The sequence below is a fragment of the Pseudomonas sp. PS01299 genome (assembly GCF_029960145.1).
In the GTDB taxonomy this organism is placed as follows: Bacteria; Pseudomonadota; Gammaproteobacteria; order Pseudomonadales; family Pseudomonadaceae; genus Aquipseudomonas; species Aquipseudomonas putida_A.
This window is the reverse complement of record NZ_JASCPO010000107.1, coordinates 1-19,265: the sequence shown is the minus strand read 5'-3', so window position 1 is coordinate 19,265 and position 19,265 is coordinate 1. Positions and strand designations below refer to the sequence as shown.

Sequence of the window (19,265 nt, the reverse complement as noted above, 5' to 3'; positions counted from 1 at the left end):
AATTCGCAGTGTCAGTCGCGATCAATTTATCTGACATACCGTATTCGCGAGCAAGCCCGCTCCCACCGGGACGCATTTCATGCCTGAATCGAAGCAAGGCTGTACTGAAAAGAGGGGCGAATTGCGGTCAGAGTTTTTGGCCATATCGATCCCCTTTTGGCCTTTCCTGCCGTTCTCCGATTCGCCGCGCGCCGCAACACTGGGGGCAACCGAATCAGCCCCCTGCGGAGAACAACAAATGCTGACGATCTACTCGGACGATCACCACCTGCACCACGGCCGCTGCGAACTCATCGACGGCCAGCTCAAGCCGTGTTTCGAAATGCCGTCGCGCGCCGACCACGTGCTGCAACGGGTACAGCACCAGAACCTCGGCCCGGTAGAAGCGCCAAAGGATTTTGGCCTCGAACCGATCGCGCGCATCCACAGCCGCGATTACCTCGACTTCTTCAAAGGTGCGTGGGCACGCTGGACCGAATTCAACACCGACGGCGACTTGCTGCCCTACACCTGGCCCGCACGCACTCTGCGGCAGATCAAACCGACCAGCCTGCACGGCCAGCTCGGCTACTACAGCTTCGACGGCGGCGCGCCGATCACCGCCGGCACCTGGCAAGCGGCGTACAGCGCAGCGCAGGTCGCCCTCACCGCCCAAGCGGAAATCCAGCGCGGCGCACACAGCGCCTTCGCCCTGTGCCGACCACCGGGACACCACGCTGCCAGCGACTTGATGGGCGGTTATTGCTACCTCAACAACGCCGCCATCGCCGCTCAGGCATTCCTCGATGCCGGCCACAAGAAGGTCGCGATCCTCGACGTCGACTACCACCACGGCAACGGCACCCAGTCGATTTTCTACGCGCGCAGCGACGTGCTGTTCACCTCGATCCACGGCCATCCGGAGGCCGAGTTTCCGTTCTTCCTCGGCTACGAAGATGAACGCGGTGAAGGCGCCGGTGAAGGTTTCAATTTCAACTATCCGCTGCCGGCCGGTTCCGGCTGGGATGTGTGGAGTGCGGCGCTGGAACAGGCCTGCAACGAGATCGACAGCTACGGTGCCGACATCATCGTCGTGTCGCTGGGCGTCGACACCTTCAAGGACGATCCGATCTCGCAGTTCAAGCTCGACAGCCCGGATTACCTGGCCATGGGCAAACGCATCGCCGCCCTCGGCAAGCCGACGCTGTTCGTCATGGAGGGTGGTTACGCGGTGGAGGAAATCGGCATCAACGCAGTGAACGTGCTCGAAGGGTTCGAACAATGAACCGACTCAAGCACTGCATTGCGCCAGCCCTGTGCGCCGCGCTGCTCAGCGTCGGCGCCCACGCCGAAGAACGCACCCTGCGCGTCTACAACTGGTTCGACTACATCACGCCCAAGGCGTTGGAAGACTTCAAGGCACAGAACACCCAGACCAGACTGGTCTACGACATCTTCGACACCAACGAAGCACTGGAAGCCAAGCTGCTGACCGGCAACTCCGGCTATGACGTGGTGGTGCCGTCCAACGTGTTCCTCGCCAAGCAGATCGAAGCCGGGGTGTTCCAGCCGCTGGATCGCAGCAAGCTGCCGAACTGGAATCATCTCGATCCGAAACTGATGAAGCTGATCGAAGCCAACGACCCGGGCAACAAATTCGCCGTGCCGTACATGTACGGCACCATCCTGATCGGCTTCAACCCGGCCAAGGTCAAAGCCGCGCTGGGCGATAACGCGCCGGTGGACAGCTGGGACCTGATCTTCAAGGAAGAGAATCTCAGCAAGCTCAAGCAGTGCGGCGTCGCCCTGCTCGATTCGCCGTCGGAGATCCTGCCGCTGGCGCTGCAACACCTGGGTCTGGATCCCAACAGCAAGAACCCGGCGGATTACGCCAAGGCCGAAGCGCTGCTGATGAAGATCAGGCCGTACATCACCTACTTCCACTCATCCAAGTACATGGCCGACATCGCCAACGGTGACATCTGCGTCGCGGTCGGTTATTCCGGCAGCTTCTCGCAAGCGGCCAACCGCGCCAAGGAAGCGAAGAACGGTGTGGTGGTCGACATGCGCCTGCCCAAGGAAGGCGCACCGATCTGGTTCGACATGCTCGCTATTCCCAAGGGCGCGAAGAACACCGAGGACGCCTACACCTTCATCAACTACCTGCTGCAACCGGCGGTGATCGCGCCGGTCAGCGACTTCGTCGGGTATCCGAACCCGAACAAGGACGCCACCCAACGGGTCGATCCGGCGATCCGCAACAACCCCAACCTGTACCCGACCGATGCGGCGATGGGCACGCTTTACACCCTGCAACCGCTGCCGCGGGATGCCGAGCGTGCACGCACCCGGGCCTGGACCAAGATCAAGTCCGGTACCTGAGCCGACGCTGACGACAAGACCCGCCGCCGTGCGGGTCTTTTTTTGCCTGCGATATTTATCTACCACCTTCGGTGCTCGGCCCGTCACTACCTTGCAACGCATCGCCCGCCGCCACTTTCGCGGTGCCTGCTGTTCTGACCAAGGATGTGACCATGCCAGAAACCTTCAACTCTCCCGCCGACCACAAGCTGCCGGATGATCAAGACGCCCTGCTCACCCAACTGATCGCCGGCCCCTCAATCAGGGAAGTCGCCACCCGCGCCCTGCAACCGGCACTGAAGACGCTATACCCCAAGTTACAGATCGACCCGCGACTGGCAATGGTGGTGACACCTGGCTGGACCTTGCGTGACCAGCGTGTCGTCCCCGGGCCGCGACACTTCGAGTCGCTGACCGATGCGCTGGTGCGTCATGGCGTCGCCAACAAGCCAGTGACCTACCTGGATGGCGAGCACTACCTCACCTTGCATCCTGCGCACGAGACGCCGGTACAACTGCCCGTCAACATCGAGGCTATCGCCAGGCTGCTCAATGAACTGGCGCCGCTGCTGTTTGTTGCCTTCGAGGAACAACAGGTCGATTACTGGAACCAGTTCACCCGCGCCTCCGCCCCGCGCTGGCAGGGATTGTCCAGATCCCTGCGCGAACTGTGGAACGTCGGGACGAACCCGGCGTGGGACGACGACCAGCGCGCCATGGCTCAGAGTCTTTTCGACCATCCGCAAAAAACTGCCCGCAGTACCGATGATCGCTATCAGTCCCGCGCCTGCCTGATCGATCTGGACACCACGCGCGATGGTACTTCCAGTCACCTGCACGTCCTCGACATGGCCGTACTGATCGGCACGCTCGGCAGCCGCACGCTGATTCTCACCCACACCATCACTCGCGGTTTCCAGGCCTTCGATACCCTGCAGGAACTGGGTGCCTCACTGCAGAGCCAGACGGAGGGACCGCCGCCTGCAACCCTGCAATGGCGGCTGATCGAACCTGACGGTGACTACTTCGATCATCTGGCGTGCAATCTGATCGCCCTGCAGGCCGACGCGATTGGCGAGCTGGCAAACGAACCGGCGACAACCAACCTGACGCCCCACGTAAGCCGCGCGACCAACGAACTCGATCCCACGGACAAGCAGTCGTCTTCACGCTTCAACCTGGTCGAGCAAGCGTTGCCAGAGTGGATGGTCGACGCCTCGCCCAGCGACCTGACTGCCTACAGCCGTCATCTGATGGATCTGGCGCAGGTGCAAAGTCAGAACGCCGAGCAGTCCTTTGACGACGGCATCAAACCGATTCGCGAGTTCGCGCTGGAGCAACTGCAGGCGGCCCTGCTCAAGGAGCATCCCGAAGCCACTGAACTGAATCTGGCCGAGATTCGCATCGTGGTCGACAGCGTGGTGGTGTGGGGCAGTTTCACACCGTTGCTGGAGCCCGAACGCAGCACCTTCAGCCTGGTCGATCTGGCGTTGCAGAATCTGATTGCCTTGCCGCTGGGCAACAAGACCGTGAGCAGTATCGGTAGCACTGCGGTGCCGGCATGGATGACGGCCGATTATCTGGAGAGATTGATCGTCAGTGTCGACATCGGCCAGACCTATCCTGCGCTGATCAGGCAAAAACTGCGCGATGACCCGCTGGAAAGCCTGCGACGGCAGAACCTGTTCACCAGCCGGCTGCGTGTCGAATTGCCGTTACTGGCGTTGCAGCAGAAGATTCGCGCGCAGGGCGGGGTCGACGAGGCGGGCTATCGCTATGTCGCGGCCGTGGTTCAGTTGCTGGACGCCAATCGCCGGGTGGACGGTCAGGAGATCGTCATTCGACCGCTGGCCTTCAATCCCGCGTGGCGCCCGGGGACGACCACCGATGAAGTGGCCAACATGTTCGTGATCGGCCCGCGACAGATGGACAAGGGACCCTGCCTGCTGTACCGGCCGCTGTCCGATCATGCCTTGCTCCAGTACCCGTCGCCGGCCAACCTGGTGTACGCCATCAAGCATTCACCGACATTGCGTCAGGCGGTCCTCGCCTGGTTGCCGGACAGTGCGCGCGCCAACTATGCCAATTACGTATTCAGCGATGATCGACCCTCGGTATGGTCGCTCTCACAACTGCTCGCCGATCCACTGACTTCCTTGCAGATGAGCGGCACGCTGACCTTGGGAACAGCAGTCATCGCTACCGATTACCTGGCTGTTCTGTTCAAGGCCAACGTCAGTGCAATGGTCGAACTGGCGAATCGGCAATCGGTGTCCAATAGCGAAAGTCGCTGGGAGAGCTTCAAGCATGCGAGCTGGATGATCCTCAGCGCCGCGCTGCCGTTTTTCGGTCGAACCGTCGGTACCGCCGCCTGGATCTGGCAGGTGCTGGACGATCTGCAACAAACCTTCGACGCCGCCGCCACAGGCGACACCGGGCAGCAGAAAACCGCGATGACCGATCTGTTGCTGACCCTGGCCATGGTGCTCGCCCATCACGCCAGCACCCGTAACGCGACGCCTCGGGACATCACTGAAAAGAAGCCGGTGACCGTCGAAACCGAGCCCATGGAGCCGGTGCCACCAACGCCGGTAAGCATCGTGCAACGCCCTGATGTGATCGGTGAGTATCCGGCGCAACACCAGACTTCGCTGATGACCGACACCGCCCTGAGCCTGACCCAAACCCTGGATCGCTTTGCCGTTACGCGCCCCGAAGCGCTCACCCCGCCCGCCAGCGACGCCGGCCTTTATCGACACCTTTATCGACATGCCAGCGGGTACTACGCACCCGTGGGTGAGCGCTGGTTCGAAGTGGCGGTCGCCGACACCGGTGAGGTATCGATCATCAATTCGCAGCGACAGCCCGGACATCAGGGCCCCGGGTTGATCCGCAATCGACGGGGCGAGTGGTTCGTCGACATTCGCCTGCGTCTGCGCGGTGGTGGTCTGTCGAGTCGGCGCAAAGCCAAACGACGGGAAAACAATGAACGCATCGCCGAACTCAAGAAACAACTGACCGAGTTCGATAACACGCGCGAGCAGGCCCGCACAGAGCTGACAGCCGCTCACACCGCCATGACCGCGGCCAGCGATGACACTCTGGTGGCGCAGCAGACTACGTTTCTTGCAGCACTTGAACGCCGCACCGGGGAATACGCGGCGCCCATCGACCAGCTGAAATCGCTGAACCTGCTTGAGACCGTACCCCATTTCCGCACCGCCATGACCGAGATGCTCGGTACCCAGTTGTTCTTCAACCAGACATGGCTCACTCAACGTGACCCCCTCTTCGCCAGAATCCTCAAGGAAACCCTGGTGCTGCTCGAGGCCGAGGAAACGGCTGCAGGCACCGGTGACCCCGTCACCTACCGCAGAATGTACGATTTGACCGAGGACATGATCAGCAAGATCGAGTTTGCCCAGTCACGTTTTCAGGAGTTGAGCCGACTGGGCAAACGTGCCGCTGAAGTCGCCAATACCTATCGCGCAAAGCTGCCTGTGTTCAGTCTCAATGATCTCAAGGCGCTTCAGGTGTCGCTGGCTCGCGACATCTGCCTGCAAGAGCAGGCTTCGCCAGCGCTGACTCAGGCGCAAGGCGATCTGGTACGCCTGCTCGACACAACCAACCTGGTGATTCAGACCTCCCAGGAACTGCTGCTCGACCAGACCAGCCTGGGGGCCAACGAGCGGATCGAAGGCCTCAACGGCATGCTCGAACAGTTTGCCGCCATCGATCAGTCGTTCGAGGATTTCGCCCTCAACCACAAGGATGTGCTGCTCGACGAGCCCTTCAGCCATACGCGTAAACGAATCAACGAGTTTCAGCGCCAGACCGAAGAGCACCTGGCGCAATTGCTCCTCGAACACCGGCCGGTGGAACCTCGGCCCGGTCCTTCAAGGCCCGCGCCAGCCTCACGTAAACGGATTATCAAAACCCGCTTCAAGGGCACAGTGGTCGGCGAATTGCGTCCTTCGGCGCCAGGACAGCCGGTCCTGCTGGACGTGAAAGCGCCCATGACCGGGAACGTCATCGCCACCTTTCACGAGAAAACGCCCGGTGTCTGGGTCGAACGCATTCAGCCCGGGCGGCGCCGCCCGCCAGCTCCGGCGCCGGACCTCGCCACCCAGATCAGCCAGGGCCAGGCGCTGCTCGATGGCGTGGAAAGCTTCATTCGGCAAACCGAAGCCCATGCCAAAAAACCCGGTCGGATTCCGGTCGAGATCGAAGAGCAGTTCCAGCGCAAGGCCGAACAGCTCGACGAAAGCGCGAAAAGCCTTGAACAGGCCCGGCTGCGGGCGAACAGCACCGAGGAGCCGCCAGCCCTGATCGCCCAATTGAACCAGGCGGGTGAACGCCTGTACGCCGAGGGCTACCGGATACGGGTCGAGATGACCAAGCAACAACCGCCAACCGCTGCCCGGGTCGAATGGTTATTGCACAAGGATGAGATTGACATTGTGTCTGGCGGTGCCCGGCGTCGCCTCAAAGGCCCGCGCAGGGATTATCTGCAGGAGTACGAAATTCGCGAGCGGCGCAGCGGCAAGACGTTGTGGTACGCGCACTTCCATTACAACAGCCCCGATGCACCGGCCGACGCCTTCACCGCCGCCCATTTGAAACTGCAGGAGCAACGGCGGATGGCCGGCGCCTTCGACCTGGACTCAGCCACCAGCAGCCCGCAAATCATCGCTATCTATCGCAGCGCGATCAGCCCGCAGCTGGCGCGTTCGCTGTTTTTCTCATAAGCCCCAAACGTCAAAAAGGACAATGACAATGACTGAGCATTCAGCGAACACCGAAACCCATGCATTGCTGCAAAAGAGCCAGATCGTCCATCAGACCAGTCGCGGGCCCACAGTCGATGAAGTCGCCAGCGCAGTGCTGCGCCAGGCGCTCGAAGCGCTGTATCCACAACGCAAGATCGATCCCGAGCAGGCCATGATCGGCACGCCACAATGGCAATGGCTGAACGCGGAACGAGTGGCCCTGCCGACCCGATTTGAATCACTGACAGAGGCACTCGTCCGGCAATTTTTCAACGGCTCCAGCGCCAACTATCTGGAGGGTGAACACTTTCTGACCTTGAACCACCAGGCCACGCCAGTGGTGCATATGGATGTCGATATCGAGGCCATTGCCGATCTGCTCAACGATTATTCGCCCCTGTTGTTTGTCGCCTTCGCCGAGCGACAGCTGGATTACTGGAACAGCACCCGACGCCAATTGCCGCGCTGGCAAGAACTCTCCGATGCCCTGCGCGAAGCCCTGAACGTCCATCACGCCGAGGGCTGGGACGATGAACAGTGCCTGGTCGCCCGGGCGATTTCGCGGCGCCCGGACAAACAGGAGCGCCAGCGTCATGACAAAACACTGTCGGACATCCGCGTGTGCCTGATCGACATCGACTCGGTCGATGCTCAAGGCGCTGCCCGGCACCTGATTCTGGGCGGCGCCGCGGTGATTTTCGGACGCTATGGCCTGCGCGATCTGGTCATGATGTACACCGTGGAAGATGGTTACGAGACATTCGACTCTCTGCAGCAACTGGGTGAATCACTGCCGCAGCGTATCGAACTATTACCGGCCGGACAGAATCTGCAGTGGCAGTTGTTCGAACCCGAGGGCAATTTTTTCGACCACATGGCGTGGGTCCTGATTGCCAACCAGCTCGATGCCATCCGGGCAATCACCCGACAAAGTCTCGACGAGGAAAGCGAGGACAGCTCCTCCCTTCTGCCCCTGATCGAGCAAGCCAGCGAACCGCAGAAAAACACCCTCATCGACCTCGATGATTCGATACCCGACTGGTTGCTCGACGCTTCGGCTTCCGAGCTCGATCAATACAGCCAATCGATCAATGCGCTGGGCCAGTTGTACCGGCAGGCAGACAAGGCGCTGTTGCCAATCCCGCCGATCGATACCTATGCACGCAATTGCATGCGTGAGGCGATCATTGCCGATCAGCCATCGGCGGCCGGGCTGCCTTTGGACAAATTGCAAATCCGCATCACCAACAGCTTCGAATCGGGAGGCGTGACACTGCCCGATCCGCATGACACCCATATCGAAACCCTGGGCGAGTACGCCTTGCAAAACCGCACGCCGTATCTGGCGACTCTGCAATTCGACCCGCCACAAGCGCTGCCGCAGTGGCTGACTGTCGCCTACCTGACGAAGATGGCAAACAAGATCGACATGGGTGAGGTATACCCCGGCTTGATCAGGGACAGGCTGATCAACGATCCGCTGCAGGCCCCCCTGCAGCAGCGTTTTTACCTCCGCCAGTTGCACGCACTGCTGCCGCTGATTGCACTGGAATCCAAGCTGCGTCGCCTCGGCGGCGTGGATGAGCAGGGTTATCGCTGTGTCCAGGAGTGGCTCAAACCGATACCCGGTCATCCACACACGGTGGTCATTCGTCCGCTGACGTTTATCCATGCCGGGGAGACTGTTGGCGATGTTGTCACCAACATGTTCATCATTGCTCCGCGTCTGCCTGGAGCCGGGCCATGCCTGCTGTATCGTCCGTTGCTTGAGCAGCCATTGCTGCAATTCCCCTCAACGCAAAACCTGCTGTACGCCGTCCATCAGCCAGGCGAACTGAGAGATTCGGTGCTGGCGTGGCTGGCGGATTCCCAAACCAGCTTCAAATATGCCCAATACACCTTCCCTACCGGTCTGCCCAGTCCGTGGCTGGGCGCGCAATTGCTCGCCGAGCCCTGGACCAGCGTCAAGTGGGCCGGGCCGGTCGGGCTTGCCTCCACGGCGCTGACTGGCGACGTGTTCCCGGTGCTGTTCAAGACCCATGCACTGGCGATGGCCGAACTCGCTGACCGACAGTCGTTGTCCAATGCGCAACGCCGCTGGGCCTTGCTGCGAGACAGTGGGTGGGCGTTGTTCAACGTTGCCGCAAACTTTCTCTGCGGCCCGGCAGGCGCGGCGATCTGGGTCTGGCAAAGCATCAGCGAAATCGATCAGGTCGTGGATGCCCACAACCGTGGCGATACCCACGCCCAGTGGAGCGCCGTTGCCGATATGTTGCTGAACCTGGGCATGATCCTGGCCCATCATGCGGCCACCCAACGCACAACCGGCCCCCGCACAGCGTTACGCAGCGAAGGCGCAAGCGATATCGAAAGCGAAGGACTGCCCCGGATCCAGACCGCCCCTGCACAAGCGCCTGTCCCGCCCACGGTTACACACGTCACCACGCTGCTGAAGGACCAACTCCCGGCCAGCCATTACTCCTCGCTTGAAGCCTACGGCTCGGTGCCCCGGCGTTCGCCCGGTGCCTTGGCAACGTTTCTGAATACTCTGGCCGTGCCGGCTCCCGACCTCACGGCAGCCGCGGTGGAAACCCTGCTGCGCGGCAAGGCGACCTTGTATCGCCTCGCTAACAGCACCTATGCGCAGGCGGGCGACCGCTGGTTCCGCGTGATTGAAAACGATGACCAGCAGGTGCAAATCGTTGATCCGCAAACGCCGTCAAAAACCGGTCCGCTGCTGATTCACAACCAGCAAGGCCAATGGTTCGTGGATACCCGACTGCGTCTGCGCGGGGGCGCCGGGGGCACCAGCCTGCAAAGTCAGCTCAAGGCCCAGCGCAAGGAAAAGGAAACCCAGAGGAACCAGCTCGGTGCGGCTCTGCAAGCATTCAGAAATCAGGAAGCCGTCGGCAACGCTGCTCTGGAGCAAGCCCAGTCAGCCATGCTTGGCGCCTCCGGACAAGCCCACGAAGAGGCGACCCGGCGTTACCTTGACCAAGTCGAAAAGCTGATCGGGGATTACGACGAGGCCTTGAAAATACTCGGCCAATGGCGCCTCAAAGGGGGGAGCGATGGCTATTTCGTCGAATTGCAGCGCATGACCACTTTGCTGCAAAAAAACCTCAGCCTCTGGTTCGTTCTCAAACGCAACGCTTACGCAGTATTGACCCGTAAATTGGCTCAACACACGGTCATCGATACACCGCAAGCGCTGCAAAGTTACAACGAGGAACTGCACCAGGCTCTGGCTTTGAGCCAGGACATGATCGCCCGCCTGCAGCTGTCCCGTACCTCCTTGGAAACTCTCGACACCATCGGCAGTGCAGGCATGACCACCGCGCAACGCTTGCGCCAACTGCTCCCGGCGTTTAACCAGTGGGACCTGAAATCCAATGCCATCGGCATGTCTCACGAGTTGTGCATGCAGGAAACAGCCACCGAAGCGGCGCGGGAAGCCACCGGTTGGCTGATAATCGAAGCCGCCACCGCCACACACCGCCATGCCGCCCTGATCAGGAAACCCGACAACGGCGACAGCACTGCGCTGCGCATTGATCGTCTGAGCCGACTGATCGATGTCTATGTCGATGCCGATCAGCGTCTGGGGGACTTGCCAGGCGAATACCCGGGCATGGTGGTTGCGGCGGAACTGACACGGATGAGGAGCTTGCTCGGCGAATTCAGACAACTGGCGCAGGAGCAACTGAGCGAACTGCTGCCGGAAACCGGAGCCCGCAGCACGCCGGCCACACCGGGCCCCTCTGTCGCAGGACCGTCCCGACCGGTTGGCAAGGTCACCAAGAGCCGGCCTCGTGACCCTGCGCCCGCCAAAACCGCAGCCGCCAGCGAATCGCCTCTGGAAGAAATGCTTCCCGTCAGACCCTCCGCCTCCCCGACGACGCAGGTGGGCGACATCGAGTTCATTGCCGATGCCCTGAACCAGAATGAGCGAGTGCAGGCGTTCATTGACCGGACCCGGCGTGACGCTCTGAGGCCCAACCGCATACCGGCAGACATGCAGGATCTGTTCGATCAGCAGGCGCGGCGACTGGAACAGATTGCTGTCAGCGTCGAACAGGCGCAGGCCCGCATTGTCGCCTCCGGCGGCACGCGGTTGCCGGTGGGCAACTTGAGTGCGGAACTCAACAGTGCTGCGGTCCGGTTACGCGCTCAAGGCATCGCCGTGCGCGCCAGTCTGCTCAAGGATCGCCAGCCTCGACAAGCCTATTTGCAATGGTTGCTGGACAATCATCAGGTACGGATCGTCAGGAACGTCCAGGGCCGGATCAAGACCAAAAAGCGCCAGGATTATTTTCAGGAGTATCAGATACTCGACAGCACCCAGCATGATCAGCCGTTATGGCTCGCGCATTTTCACTACGACTCGCCCGAAGCCGCGCCTGAACAATTCACCGCGGCGCACTTGAAAGTCGCCGATGCGCATTTGAAGACCCTCAGCGCAGAGCGTCGAGAAGCCCTGACAAACCTGACGCCAATTGATTACGTGCTGCGCCGGATTGGCGATCCGAGCCTGTTCCTGCAACTCGAAGCACAACCGTGATACCGCTGTCGGGCGCATCGATCTGCGCCCGCTTCAGAGGGTGTGCCACACGGTTCGCAAACGCTCGAGCGCCGCTTCGATTGCGCGCTCAGGCACCGCGGCAAAGCCCAGCACCAGTCCGGCGCGCTGGTCGACCGGAGTCGTGGAATCAGGCAGCCAATAGCTGCTCAGAGCATTGATCTCGACGTCGACACTGCGCGCCAGTTCGATCAGTTGGCTTTCACGCGTCACGCTGGCGACCGGCACGGTCAGGTGCAGCCCGGCGGCAACGCCAGGCAACTGGCCGACGCCCGCAATATTCTGCGGCCAGCCACCGAGCAGGACATTGCGTCGGCTCAGCGCCGCGCGGCGCATGCGTCGGATGTGCCGCTGGAAATGCCCGGCGGCCATGAACTCGGCCATCACCGCCTGGGTACTGACTTCGGAGTGACGCACATCCACCGCACGCCTTTGCGCAAATGCCTCCACCAACCCCGGCGGCAACACCAGATACCCCAGGCGCAACGCCGGGAACGCGACCTTGCCGAACGTGCCGACATACAGCACTCGCCCCTGTCGATCGAGGGCAGCCAAAGGCGCCAGAGGAGCGCCGCTGTAACGATACTCGCCATCGTAATCATCCTCGACGATCCAGCCCTGCGTGCGCTCGGCCCACGCCAGCAATTCGAGGCGACGGGCCAGACTCATTACCACCCCCGTGGGGTACTGGTGGGATGGCGTGACATAGGTCAGGCGACAATCGGTCAGTCCTGCCAGTTGCTGGCAGTCGATTCCCTCGCTGTCCACCGCCACCCCATGCAGCCGGGCACCGGCCACGGCGAAGGCATGACCGGCCGCTCGATACCCGGGATTTTCAATCGCTACGCCGTCGCCCGGCGCTACCAGCAACTGTGCACAAAGGCTTATGCCCTGCTGTGCGCCACTGGTGATCACAATTTGCTCAGCCGTGCACTGCATGCCCCGTGAGCTGCGCAAATAGGCCGCGATCATCCCGCGCAACCGCGCATCGCCCGCCGGATCGCCATAACACAACTGCTGCAAATCCGGCTTGCGCCAGAAAGCCGCGTTCAGCTTGGCCCAGACGTCAAACGGGAACAGATCGAAGGCTGGAACGCCGACCCGAAAAGCACGCGGCGGACCACTGGGGGGAAGGGCCAGATGATTGTTTTCAACCCGCCGCAATGCGTCGCTGTGGATAACTTTACTGGATGAAACCACAGGTAAATCCAGCCAATTTGTGGATAAGGCTGTGGGTAAGCCTGTTGAAAAGCCTGTGGATACTTTTGTGGATAGTTTTTTCGTGGGCAATGCGCTTTGCGGCAACTGGGCGACATACGTGCCGTCCCCGACCCGGCCTTCGATGAAGCCTTCGGCGTACAGCTGATCGTAGGCGCGCACCACGCTGTTGCGGGAAATCGCCAACGCTGTCGCCAGATCACGGCTGGCCGGCAGCCGTGTGCCACTGGCCAGACGCCCGTCCAGCACGCGCAGCCGTAGCGCCTGATAGAGCTGGCGGCTCAAACCCTGACGGCGGTCGAGCTCGATACCGGCCGGATTGAACGGCATGGACAGCGTGGGCGATTCGGGCATGACAATGGACCTATGAAATTGGCCATCAATGGCTCTTACAACAGACCAATAGCCTGCCTAGGATGCAGGCATTCGCCAAGGAAAATCTCTCCATGTACACGCCCCGCGCCTTTGCCATCGACGAACTGTCGCAACTGCACGAACTGATCCTCGCCACTCGCCTCGCGATTCTGGTGAGCCACGGTGAAAACGGCCTGCAAGCCAGCCATGTACCGGTGCTGCTGCACCGCGAACAGGGCCCGAACGGCACGCTGTACGGGCACCTGGCCAAAGCCAATCCGCAATGGAAAGACCTGCGAGACGGCGCTGAAGCGATGCTGATATTTGCCGGTCCCGACGCCTACGTCAGCCCGGGGTTTTACCCAAGCAAGACTGAGCACGGCAAAGTCGTGCCGACCTGGAACTACGTCGCCGTGCACGCCTACGGCCACGCCGAAACCTTCAGCGACGGCGGGCGCCTGCTCGACATCGTCAGCACCCTGACCGATCGCCATGAAGCCGGTCGCGCGCAACCGTGGAAGGTCGACGATGCGCCGGCCGACTACATCGACGGCATGCTCAAGGCCATCGTCGGTTTCGCCATTCCCATCGACCGCCTCGAAGGCAAGCGCAAGCTCAGCCAGAACCGCAGCGCCGAAGACATTGCCGGCGTGCGCGAAGGCCTGGCTGCCAGCCCCGACATCGCCGACCGAACCCTCGCCCACTTGATGCGTTAAGGAAATCAGCATGAGTCAGATCCAGATCCGCCCGGTGACCGCCGGTGATCACGCCGCCTGGTTGCCGCTGTGGCAGGCCTACCTGCGCTTCTACAATACCGAGTTGCCGGACGCCGTAACGCAGAGCACCTGGCAGCGTTTCCTCGACCCGAGCGAACCAACCCACGCCGCCCTCGCCTGGGCTGACGGCAAAGCAGTGGGCATGGTGCATTTCATCTATCACCGCTCCAATTGGAGCATCGAAAACTCCTGCTACTTGCAGGATCTGTTGGTGGCACCGGAGACTCGTGGCACCGGCGTCGGTCGCTTGCTGATCGAACACGTCTACGCCACCGCCAAGGCTGACGGTTGCTGCAAGGTGCATTGGCTGACTCACGAAACCAATGCCACCGCGATTCAGCTCTACGAGCGCATCGCCGAGCGCCCGGGATTCATCCAGTTTCGCAAAGCCATTTAAGGAGCCGCGTACATGACCACTGCACTTGCCGACTGGAAAGGCGTCCCCGCCCCCACCGCCACCTTGCTCGAAGGCCGGTTCATCCGCCTGGAACGCCTCGACCCGGCGCGCCACGGCGACGAGTTGTTCAACGCGCTCGAAGGCCCCGGCGCCGACCCGAAGCTGTGGGATTACTTGCCCTATGGGCCGTTCCCGCAACGCAGCGTTTTCAATGACTGGCTGAACAACCATGCGGCCAGCAGCGATCCGTATTTCTTCAGCGTGATCGACCGCGTCACGGGCCAGGTGCAAGGCATTCTGAGCCTGATGTCGATCGTCCCGGCGCAGGGGCGCATCGAGATCGGCCACGTCACCTTCGGTGCGCCGATGCAACGTTCACCAAAGAGTACCGAAGCGGTTTACCTGTTGGCCAAATACGCCTTCGAACAGGGCTATCGTCGCCTGGAGTGGAAGTGTAACAACGGCAACGCCCGCTCCAAATACGCCGCCGAACGCCTGGGCTTCAGCTTCGAAGGCGTGTTCCGTCAGCACATGGTGGTCAAGGGCCAGAACCGCGATACCGCGTGGTATTCGATTGTGGATTCGGAGTGGCCGGCGATTGCAGCAGGTTTCGAGCAGTGGTTGTCCGATGAAAATCAGACGCCCGACGGGCAGCTGAAAGGCTTGGTTGAATGCCGTAGTTAAATCGTCAAAGCAGAAGATCGCAGCCTTCGGCAGCTCTTGCAGGGTGAACATCAATCCCATGAAGGAGCTGCCGCAGGCTGCGATCTTTTGATCTGTTGTTTACCCCAGCTTTTGCGCAAGCACCGCGATGTGTTCCGGCCCGATCCCGCAGCAGCCGCCCAGGTGACTGGCACCACGCTGCTGCCAATCCTTCGCCCAGTGCAGATACCCCGGCGGATCCAGATCGTCGCGCAACGGGTCGAGGCCGTCGTTGGCGGTCGCCTCTTTCGGTTGCGGTGGAAACGCGTTGGCATACGCGCCGATGTGAATCTGCACACCCAGGCGTTCGAAGGTATCGCGCGCCGCATCAATCGCCGCACCGATCACTTCCGGCTGGCTGCAGTTGAATAGCAGCGTCTCGACGCCCAATTCCGCCGCCACCGCCGCTGCTTCGGCCACCGGTTCGCCGGAACGCAGACGCGGCACCTCGTCGGTGTCTTCATCCTTCAAAGTAAACGACAGCCAGAACGGTTTGCCGTCCTGCGGCAGACCGGCGCGAATGGAACGCGCCTCGATGATCGAGCTCTGGGTTTCCGCCAGCCACAGGTCGACATGTGGCGCCAGGCCGGTCACCAGTGGCGTCAGCAATTCGTTCACCCGCGCCGCTTCGAACAGATCCGGGCGATAGGAGCCGAACAGCGGCGGCAACGAACCGGCCACTCGCACCGCTTTGCCCGAGGCCTGCACCGCACGCTGTGCCAGCTCTCCGGCCAACGCCGCCAGTGCCTGACCTTCAGCGGCAAACCGCGCCTCGCCAATATGAAACGGCACGACCGCATAACTGTTGCTGGTGATCACATTGGCGCCGCTGGCGATGTAGGCGGCGTGCACCGCTTCGACCGCTTGCGGTGCTTCGATCAGGGCCAGCGCCGACCACTCGGGCTGCCGAAACGGCGCCCCGGCGCGTTGCAACTCACGGCCCATGCCGCCATCGAGAATTACCGTGCTTGCTGTGCCCATATGCTTTTCGCTCATATGCTTATGAAAATTACTCACTACCAGAGTAGTTCTTATAACTATTTAATACGCACCATTCGGTTAATAACAACCCCTTTTTTTCAGGTGTCGACTGTGAAACTTCAACCGCTACTGGCCCTGGGCCTGACGATTCTTGCCGCGTCCACTCAAGCCTTCGGCGGCGCCACACTCGATCGCGTCGAACAGAAAAAACAACTGGTCGGCGTGCTGATGGAAAGCTACCCACCCTTCTCGTTTCTCAATGAGCAGAATCAGCTCGACGGCTTCGACGTGGACGTCGCCAAAGCCGTTGCGGACAAGCTGGGGGTCAAGCTGCGCCTCGAAACACCCTCCTGGGACGTCATTGCGGCCGGCCGCTGGAGCGGGCGCTATGACATCTGCATCTGCTCCATGACTCCGAGCAAGGCCCGCGCCGAAGTGTTCGATTTCCCGGTCGAGTACTACGCCTCGCCCGCCGTGATCGTGGTCAACGCCAAGGACGATCGCATCCACGGCGCCAAGGACCTGAGCGGCAAAAAGGTCGGCCTGACCAGCGCCAGCAGCTACGAAAGCTATCTGAACAAGAATCTGGTCATCGAAGGCGCCGAAGACACGCGCCTGGAGTACCCGTTCGAGGATGTGCAGATCGCACCGTACGATACCGACAACGTCGCCTTCCAGGATCTGGGCCTGGGCGCCGGTGTGCGCCTGGACGCCATCCTCACCAATCTGGTGACCGCGCAGCCGCGCCTGAATCAGGATCAGCGTTTCAAACTGGCCGGCGCGCCGCTGTACTCGGAGCCGAACTCGGTGGCCATCGAAAAGGGTGATGCCGAGTGGGACGCCAAAGTGCGCGAGGTGTTTGCGCAACTCAAGCAGGACGGCACGCTGAGCAAGCTGTCGCAGAAATGGATCGGCGCCGATATCAGCCAATGACTGCCTTCCCGACACCTCCACAGCCGCCGCAACCGGTGGCTGAATCGCGCCTGCAACGGCTGCTCGGTTTCCGCACGCGCCTGTACCTGACCTGGGCGGCGATGTTCAGCCTGTTCGCCGGGTTTTTCCTCAGCTTCGATCTGAAGCTCTCGATCATCCTCGACAAGCTGCCGAATCTGCTCGGCGTGCACCTGGCGCCCAACGGCTTTCTGCAGGGCGCGGCACTGACCCTGTTTCTCTGCGCCTGCGCGATCGTCGCCTCATCCTTGCTGGGCTTCGTCACCGCTCTGGCGCGTCTGTCGAAAAGCGCCGTGGCGTTCGGGATCGCCAGTTTCTACACCTCGTTCTTTCGCGGCACGCCGCTGCTGATCCAGATCCTGCTGATCTACCTCGGCCTGCCGCAACTGGGCGTGGTGCCCGGCGCGGTGGTGGCGGGGATCATTGCCCTGTCACTTAACTACGGCGCCTACCTCAGCGAAATTTTCCGCGCCGGTATCCTCGGCGTGCCCTACGGCCAACGCGAAGCTTCGCTGGCGCTGGGCATGCGCGAGAGCGTGATCTTCTGGCGCATCACCCTGCCCCAGGCGATGCGCACGATTATTCCGCCGACCACCAACCAGTTCATCTCGATGCTCAAGGATTCGTCACTGATCTCGGTGATGGGCGTCTGGGAAGTGATGTTTCTGGCGCAGTCCTACGGACGCTCGAGCTACCGCTACATCGAGATGCTGACCACAGCGGCAATCATTTACTGGCTGATGTCGATCGGTCTGGAGCTGATCCAGGCGCGCATGGAGCGGCATTACGGCAAGGCTTATGTGCGGCGTAGCTGAGCGGCTCCGCCGACAGACTTCCACCACGGGAGGATCGAGCAGTGGCAGATGAATTTCTGATCATTACAAGCGGCTAATGGCACCGTAACTTGTAGGAAACGACAACGCGGCGCCACGACGCAATCCGCCAATCCGTGTCGAGCCGCTCTTTTCCGAAGATCAAACAGACGCAGCCCGCAGCACCGAGCGATCCGGCTGACATCGGCGCCTGCCGGCTCCAACTTAGAGTTTGGCCTCCTTCCACGAGAGGCTGAACTCGATGCCCGTTCAATTCCACTTTCGACCAAAACACCTGACATTAGCCATTGCTTTGGCCATGGGATGTGCCGATCTGTCCATCGCCCAGGACGCACCGCCCGACACTCAAGGCATCTCTGCCGCCTCCCCTGAAACATTCAAATCAGCGATCACCGCTTTCGCTAATCATCCGGAAACCGTCCAGCTGAAGGTCAGCAAAGCCTATCCGGCACAGGAGGGTGTGGCGCTGGCGCTTGATGAGCGCAATGACCTTGTCACCGTGCAATCTCGGGGCAGCTTCGCCGGCCTGGTCGACGGTGGCGGGGGCGACAACCTGCTGCAACTCGACGCGAACAGGAAAGGCGTGCTGGGTGAAACCCGTAACTTCAGTGGGCTGGAGGTCAGGCGCGGGAGCTGGACCCGCAGCGGACCGGGTGATTTCAGCCTCGGTGTACTGGTTCATCCAAAGGCATTGCTGGTCAATGAAGGGCAAATTCTGGGTACGGCAGTGACCGAGGGCATCTTGATCAACAAAGGGGCGATCAATGGTGGCGCCACTGTCGCGTCTGGCGGTGACCTGACCAACCAGGGCCTGATTGACGGCATTGTGGAGGTTCAGGAAAACGGCCATATAGCCGGGAATGGTGCGATTAATCATTTGAACGTGTACGGACGCATGACCGTCGACGATGTCTATGGCGCACCCAAGATCGCGGGAGATCTGCGCCTGGCCCGGTCTGCCGTGCTGGCCTATGCCGTGGATGCCTCCGGCAACAGTCCCACCGTGATCGTCAAGGGAACCGCTCATTTGGGTGACGCCACCCTGAAACTCGTCACCGCCGGCGACTACCCGCAAAGCAGTCAGCACACCATTCTGGAAGCGGGAAAGATTGAGGGACAGTTTGGCACCGTTGAAAACGATCTGGCATACATGACTCCGACGCTGCACTACGAAGCACAACGAGTGGGCTTGCTCTATGCCCGTAACGATGTGCCGCTCGAAAACCTTGCGACCACGCAGAATAGTCAGGCGCTCGCGCAAAGCATTGACGAGACACCCTCCACCCCTCAGCAACCTCAGCAACCTCAGCAACCTCAGCAACCTCAGCAACCTCAGCAACCTCCGCAACCTCAGAAACCTGACCA

11 protein-coding genes and 1 pseudogene are annotated in these 19,265 nt (G+C 61.2%); 10 read left to right on the top strand and 2 right to left on the bottom strand.

Translation table 11 applies throughout. From position 1 onward, the window contains the following. Positions 1-238 precede the first annotated feature (238 nt). The 4 genes from QMX91_RS18620 to QMX91_RS18605 all read left to right on the top strand — a co-directional run bounded on the left by QMX91_RS18620 (position 239) and on the right by QMX91_RS18605 (position 11,670). Positions 239-1,264, top strand: a complete 1,026-nt coding sequence (locus QMX91_RS18620) for a histone deacetylase family protein (protein ID WP_135296863.1) — start codon at positions 239-241, stop codon at positions 1,262-1,264. After that, a complete protein-coding gene (locus QMX91_RS18615; RefSeq protein ID WP_135296864.1) occupies positions 1,261-2,361 on the top strand; it encodes a polyamine ABC transporter substrate-binding protein in 1,101 nt (366 codons plus the stop codon). The genes QMX91_RS18620 and QMX91_RS18615 overlap by 4 nt, the downstream gene beginning before the upstream one ends. Before the next feature lie 152 nt (positions 2,362-2,513). Further along, positions 2,514-7,088: a hypothetical protein gene (locus tag QMX91_RS18610; RefSeq protein ID WP_282413166.1), complete on the top strand. Its 4,575-nt coding sequence runs from the start codon at positions 2,514-2,516 to the stop codon at positions 7,086-7,088. A gap of 28 nt (positions 7,089-7,116) precedes the next feature. Then, on the top strand, positions 7,117-11,670 hold the full coding sequence (locus QMX91_RS18605; RefSeq protein ID WP_282413165.1) for a hypothetical protein: 4,554 nt from the start codon (positions 7,117-7,119) through the stop codon (positions 11,668-11,670). A gap of 33 nt (positions 11,671-11,703) precedes the next feature. On the opposite strand, the gene QMX91_RS18600 is transcribed toward QMX91_RS18605, so the two are convergent. Next, positions 11,704-13,260 carry a PLP-dependent aminotransferase family protein gene (locus tag QMX91_RS18600; protein ID WP_282413164.1) on the bottom strand — a complete coding sequence of 519 codons (1,557 nt, stop codon included), beginning with the start codon at positions 13,258-13,260 and terminating at the stop codon, positions 11,704-11,706. Positions 13,261-13,352: 92 nt separating this feature from the next. Between QMX91_RS18600 and QMX91_RS18595 the strand changes: the two genes are divergently transcribed. Genes QMX91_RS18595 through QMX91_RS18585 form a run of 3 tightly spaced genes read left to right on the top strand, consistent with a single transcriptional unit; the run spans position 13,353 to position 15,117 of the window. Beyond that, positions 13,353-13,976 (top strand): FMN-binding negative transcriptional regulator, encoded by a 624-nt coding sequence (locus QMX91_RS18595; protein ID WP_098966347.1) that lies wholly within the window; start codon positions 13,353-13,355, stop codon positions 13,974-13,976. A gap of 10 nt (positions 13,977-13,986) precedes the next feature. Beyond that, positions 13,987-14,433: a GNAT family N-acetyltransferase gene (locus QMX91_RS18590; RefSeq protein ID WP_097089433.1), complete on the top strand. Its 447-nt coding sequence runs from the start codon at positions 13,987-13,989 to the stop codon at positions 14,431-14,433. A 12-nt stretch (positions 14,434-14,445) separates the two neighbouring features. Continuing rightward, positions 14,446-15,117, top strand: coding sequence for a GNAT family protein (locus QMX91_RS18585; protein WP_282413163.1), 672 nt, complete (start codon positions 14,446-14,448; stop codon positions 15,115-15,117). 99 nt (positions 15,118-15,216) lie between these two features. Here the strand turns inward: QMX91_RS18585 and QMX91_RS18580 are convergent, their stop codons facing one another. Then, on the bottom strand, positions 15,217-16,116 hold the full coding sequence (locus tag QMX91_RS18580; RefSeq protein WP_027610351.1) for a homocysteine S-methyltransferase family protein: 900 nt from the start codon (positions 16,114-16,116) through the stop codon (positions 15,217-15,219). Positions 16,117-16,227: 111 nt separating this feature from the next. Between QMX91_RS18580 and QMX91_RS18575 the strand changes: the two genes are divergently transcribed. The 3 genes and pseudogenes from QMX91_RS18575 to QMX91_RS18565 form a co-directional block, all read left to right on the top strand. Further along, positions 16,228-17,049: an ABC transporter substrate-binding protein gene (locus tag QMX91_RS18575; protein ID WP_027610350.1), complete on the top strand. Its 822-nt coding sequence runs from the start codon at positions 16,228-16,230 to the stop codon at positions 17,047-17,049. Beyond that, the gene (locus QMX91_RS18570; RefSeq protein ID WP_027610349.1) at positions 17,046-17,882 is read left to right on the top strand and encodes an amino acid ABC transporter permease; all 837 of its coding nucleotides are present in this window, start codon (positions 17,046-17,048) and stop codon (positions 17,880-17,882) included. The genes QMX91_RS18575 and QMX91_RS18570 overlap by 4 nt, the downstream gene beginning before the upstream one ends. 259 nt (positions 17,883-18,141) lie before the next feature. Beyond that, positions 18,142-19,265, top strand: a pseudogene (locus tag QMX91_RS18565) (autotransporter domain-containing protein); the annotation flags it as partial.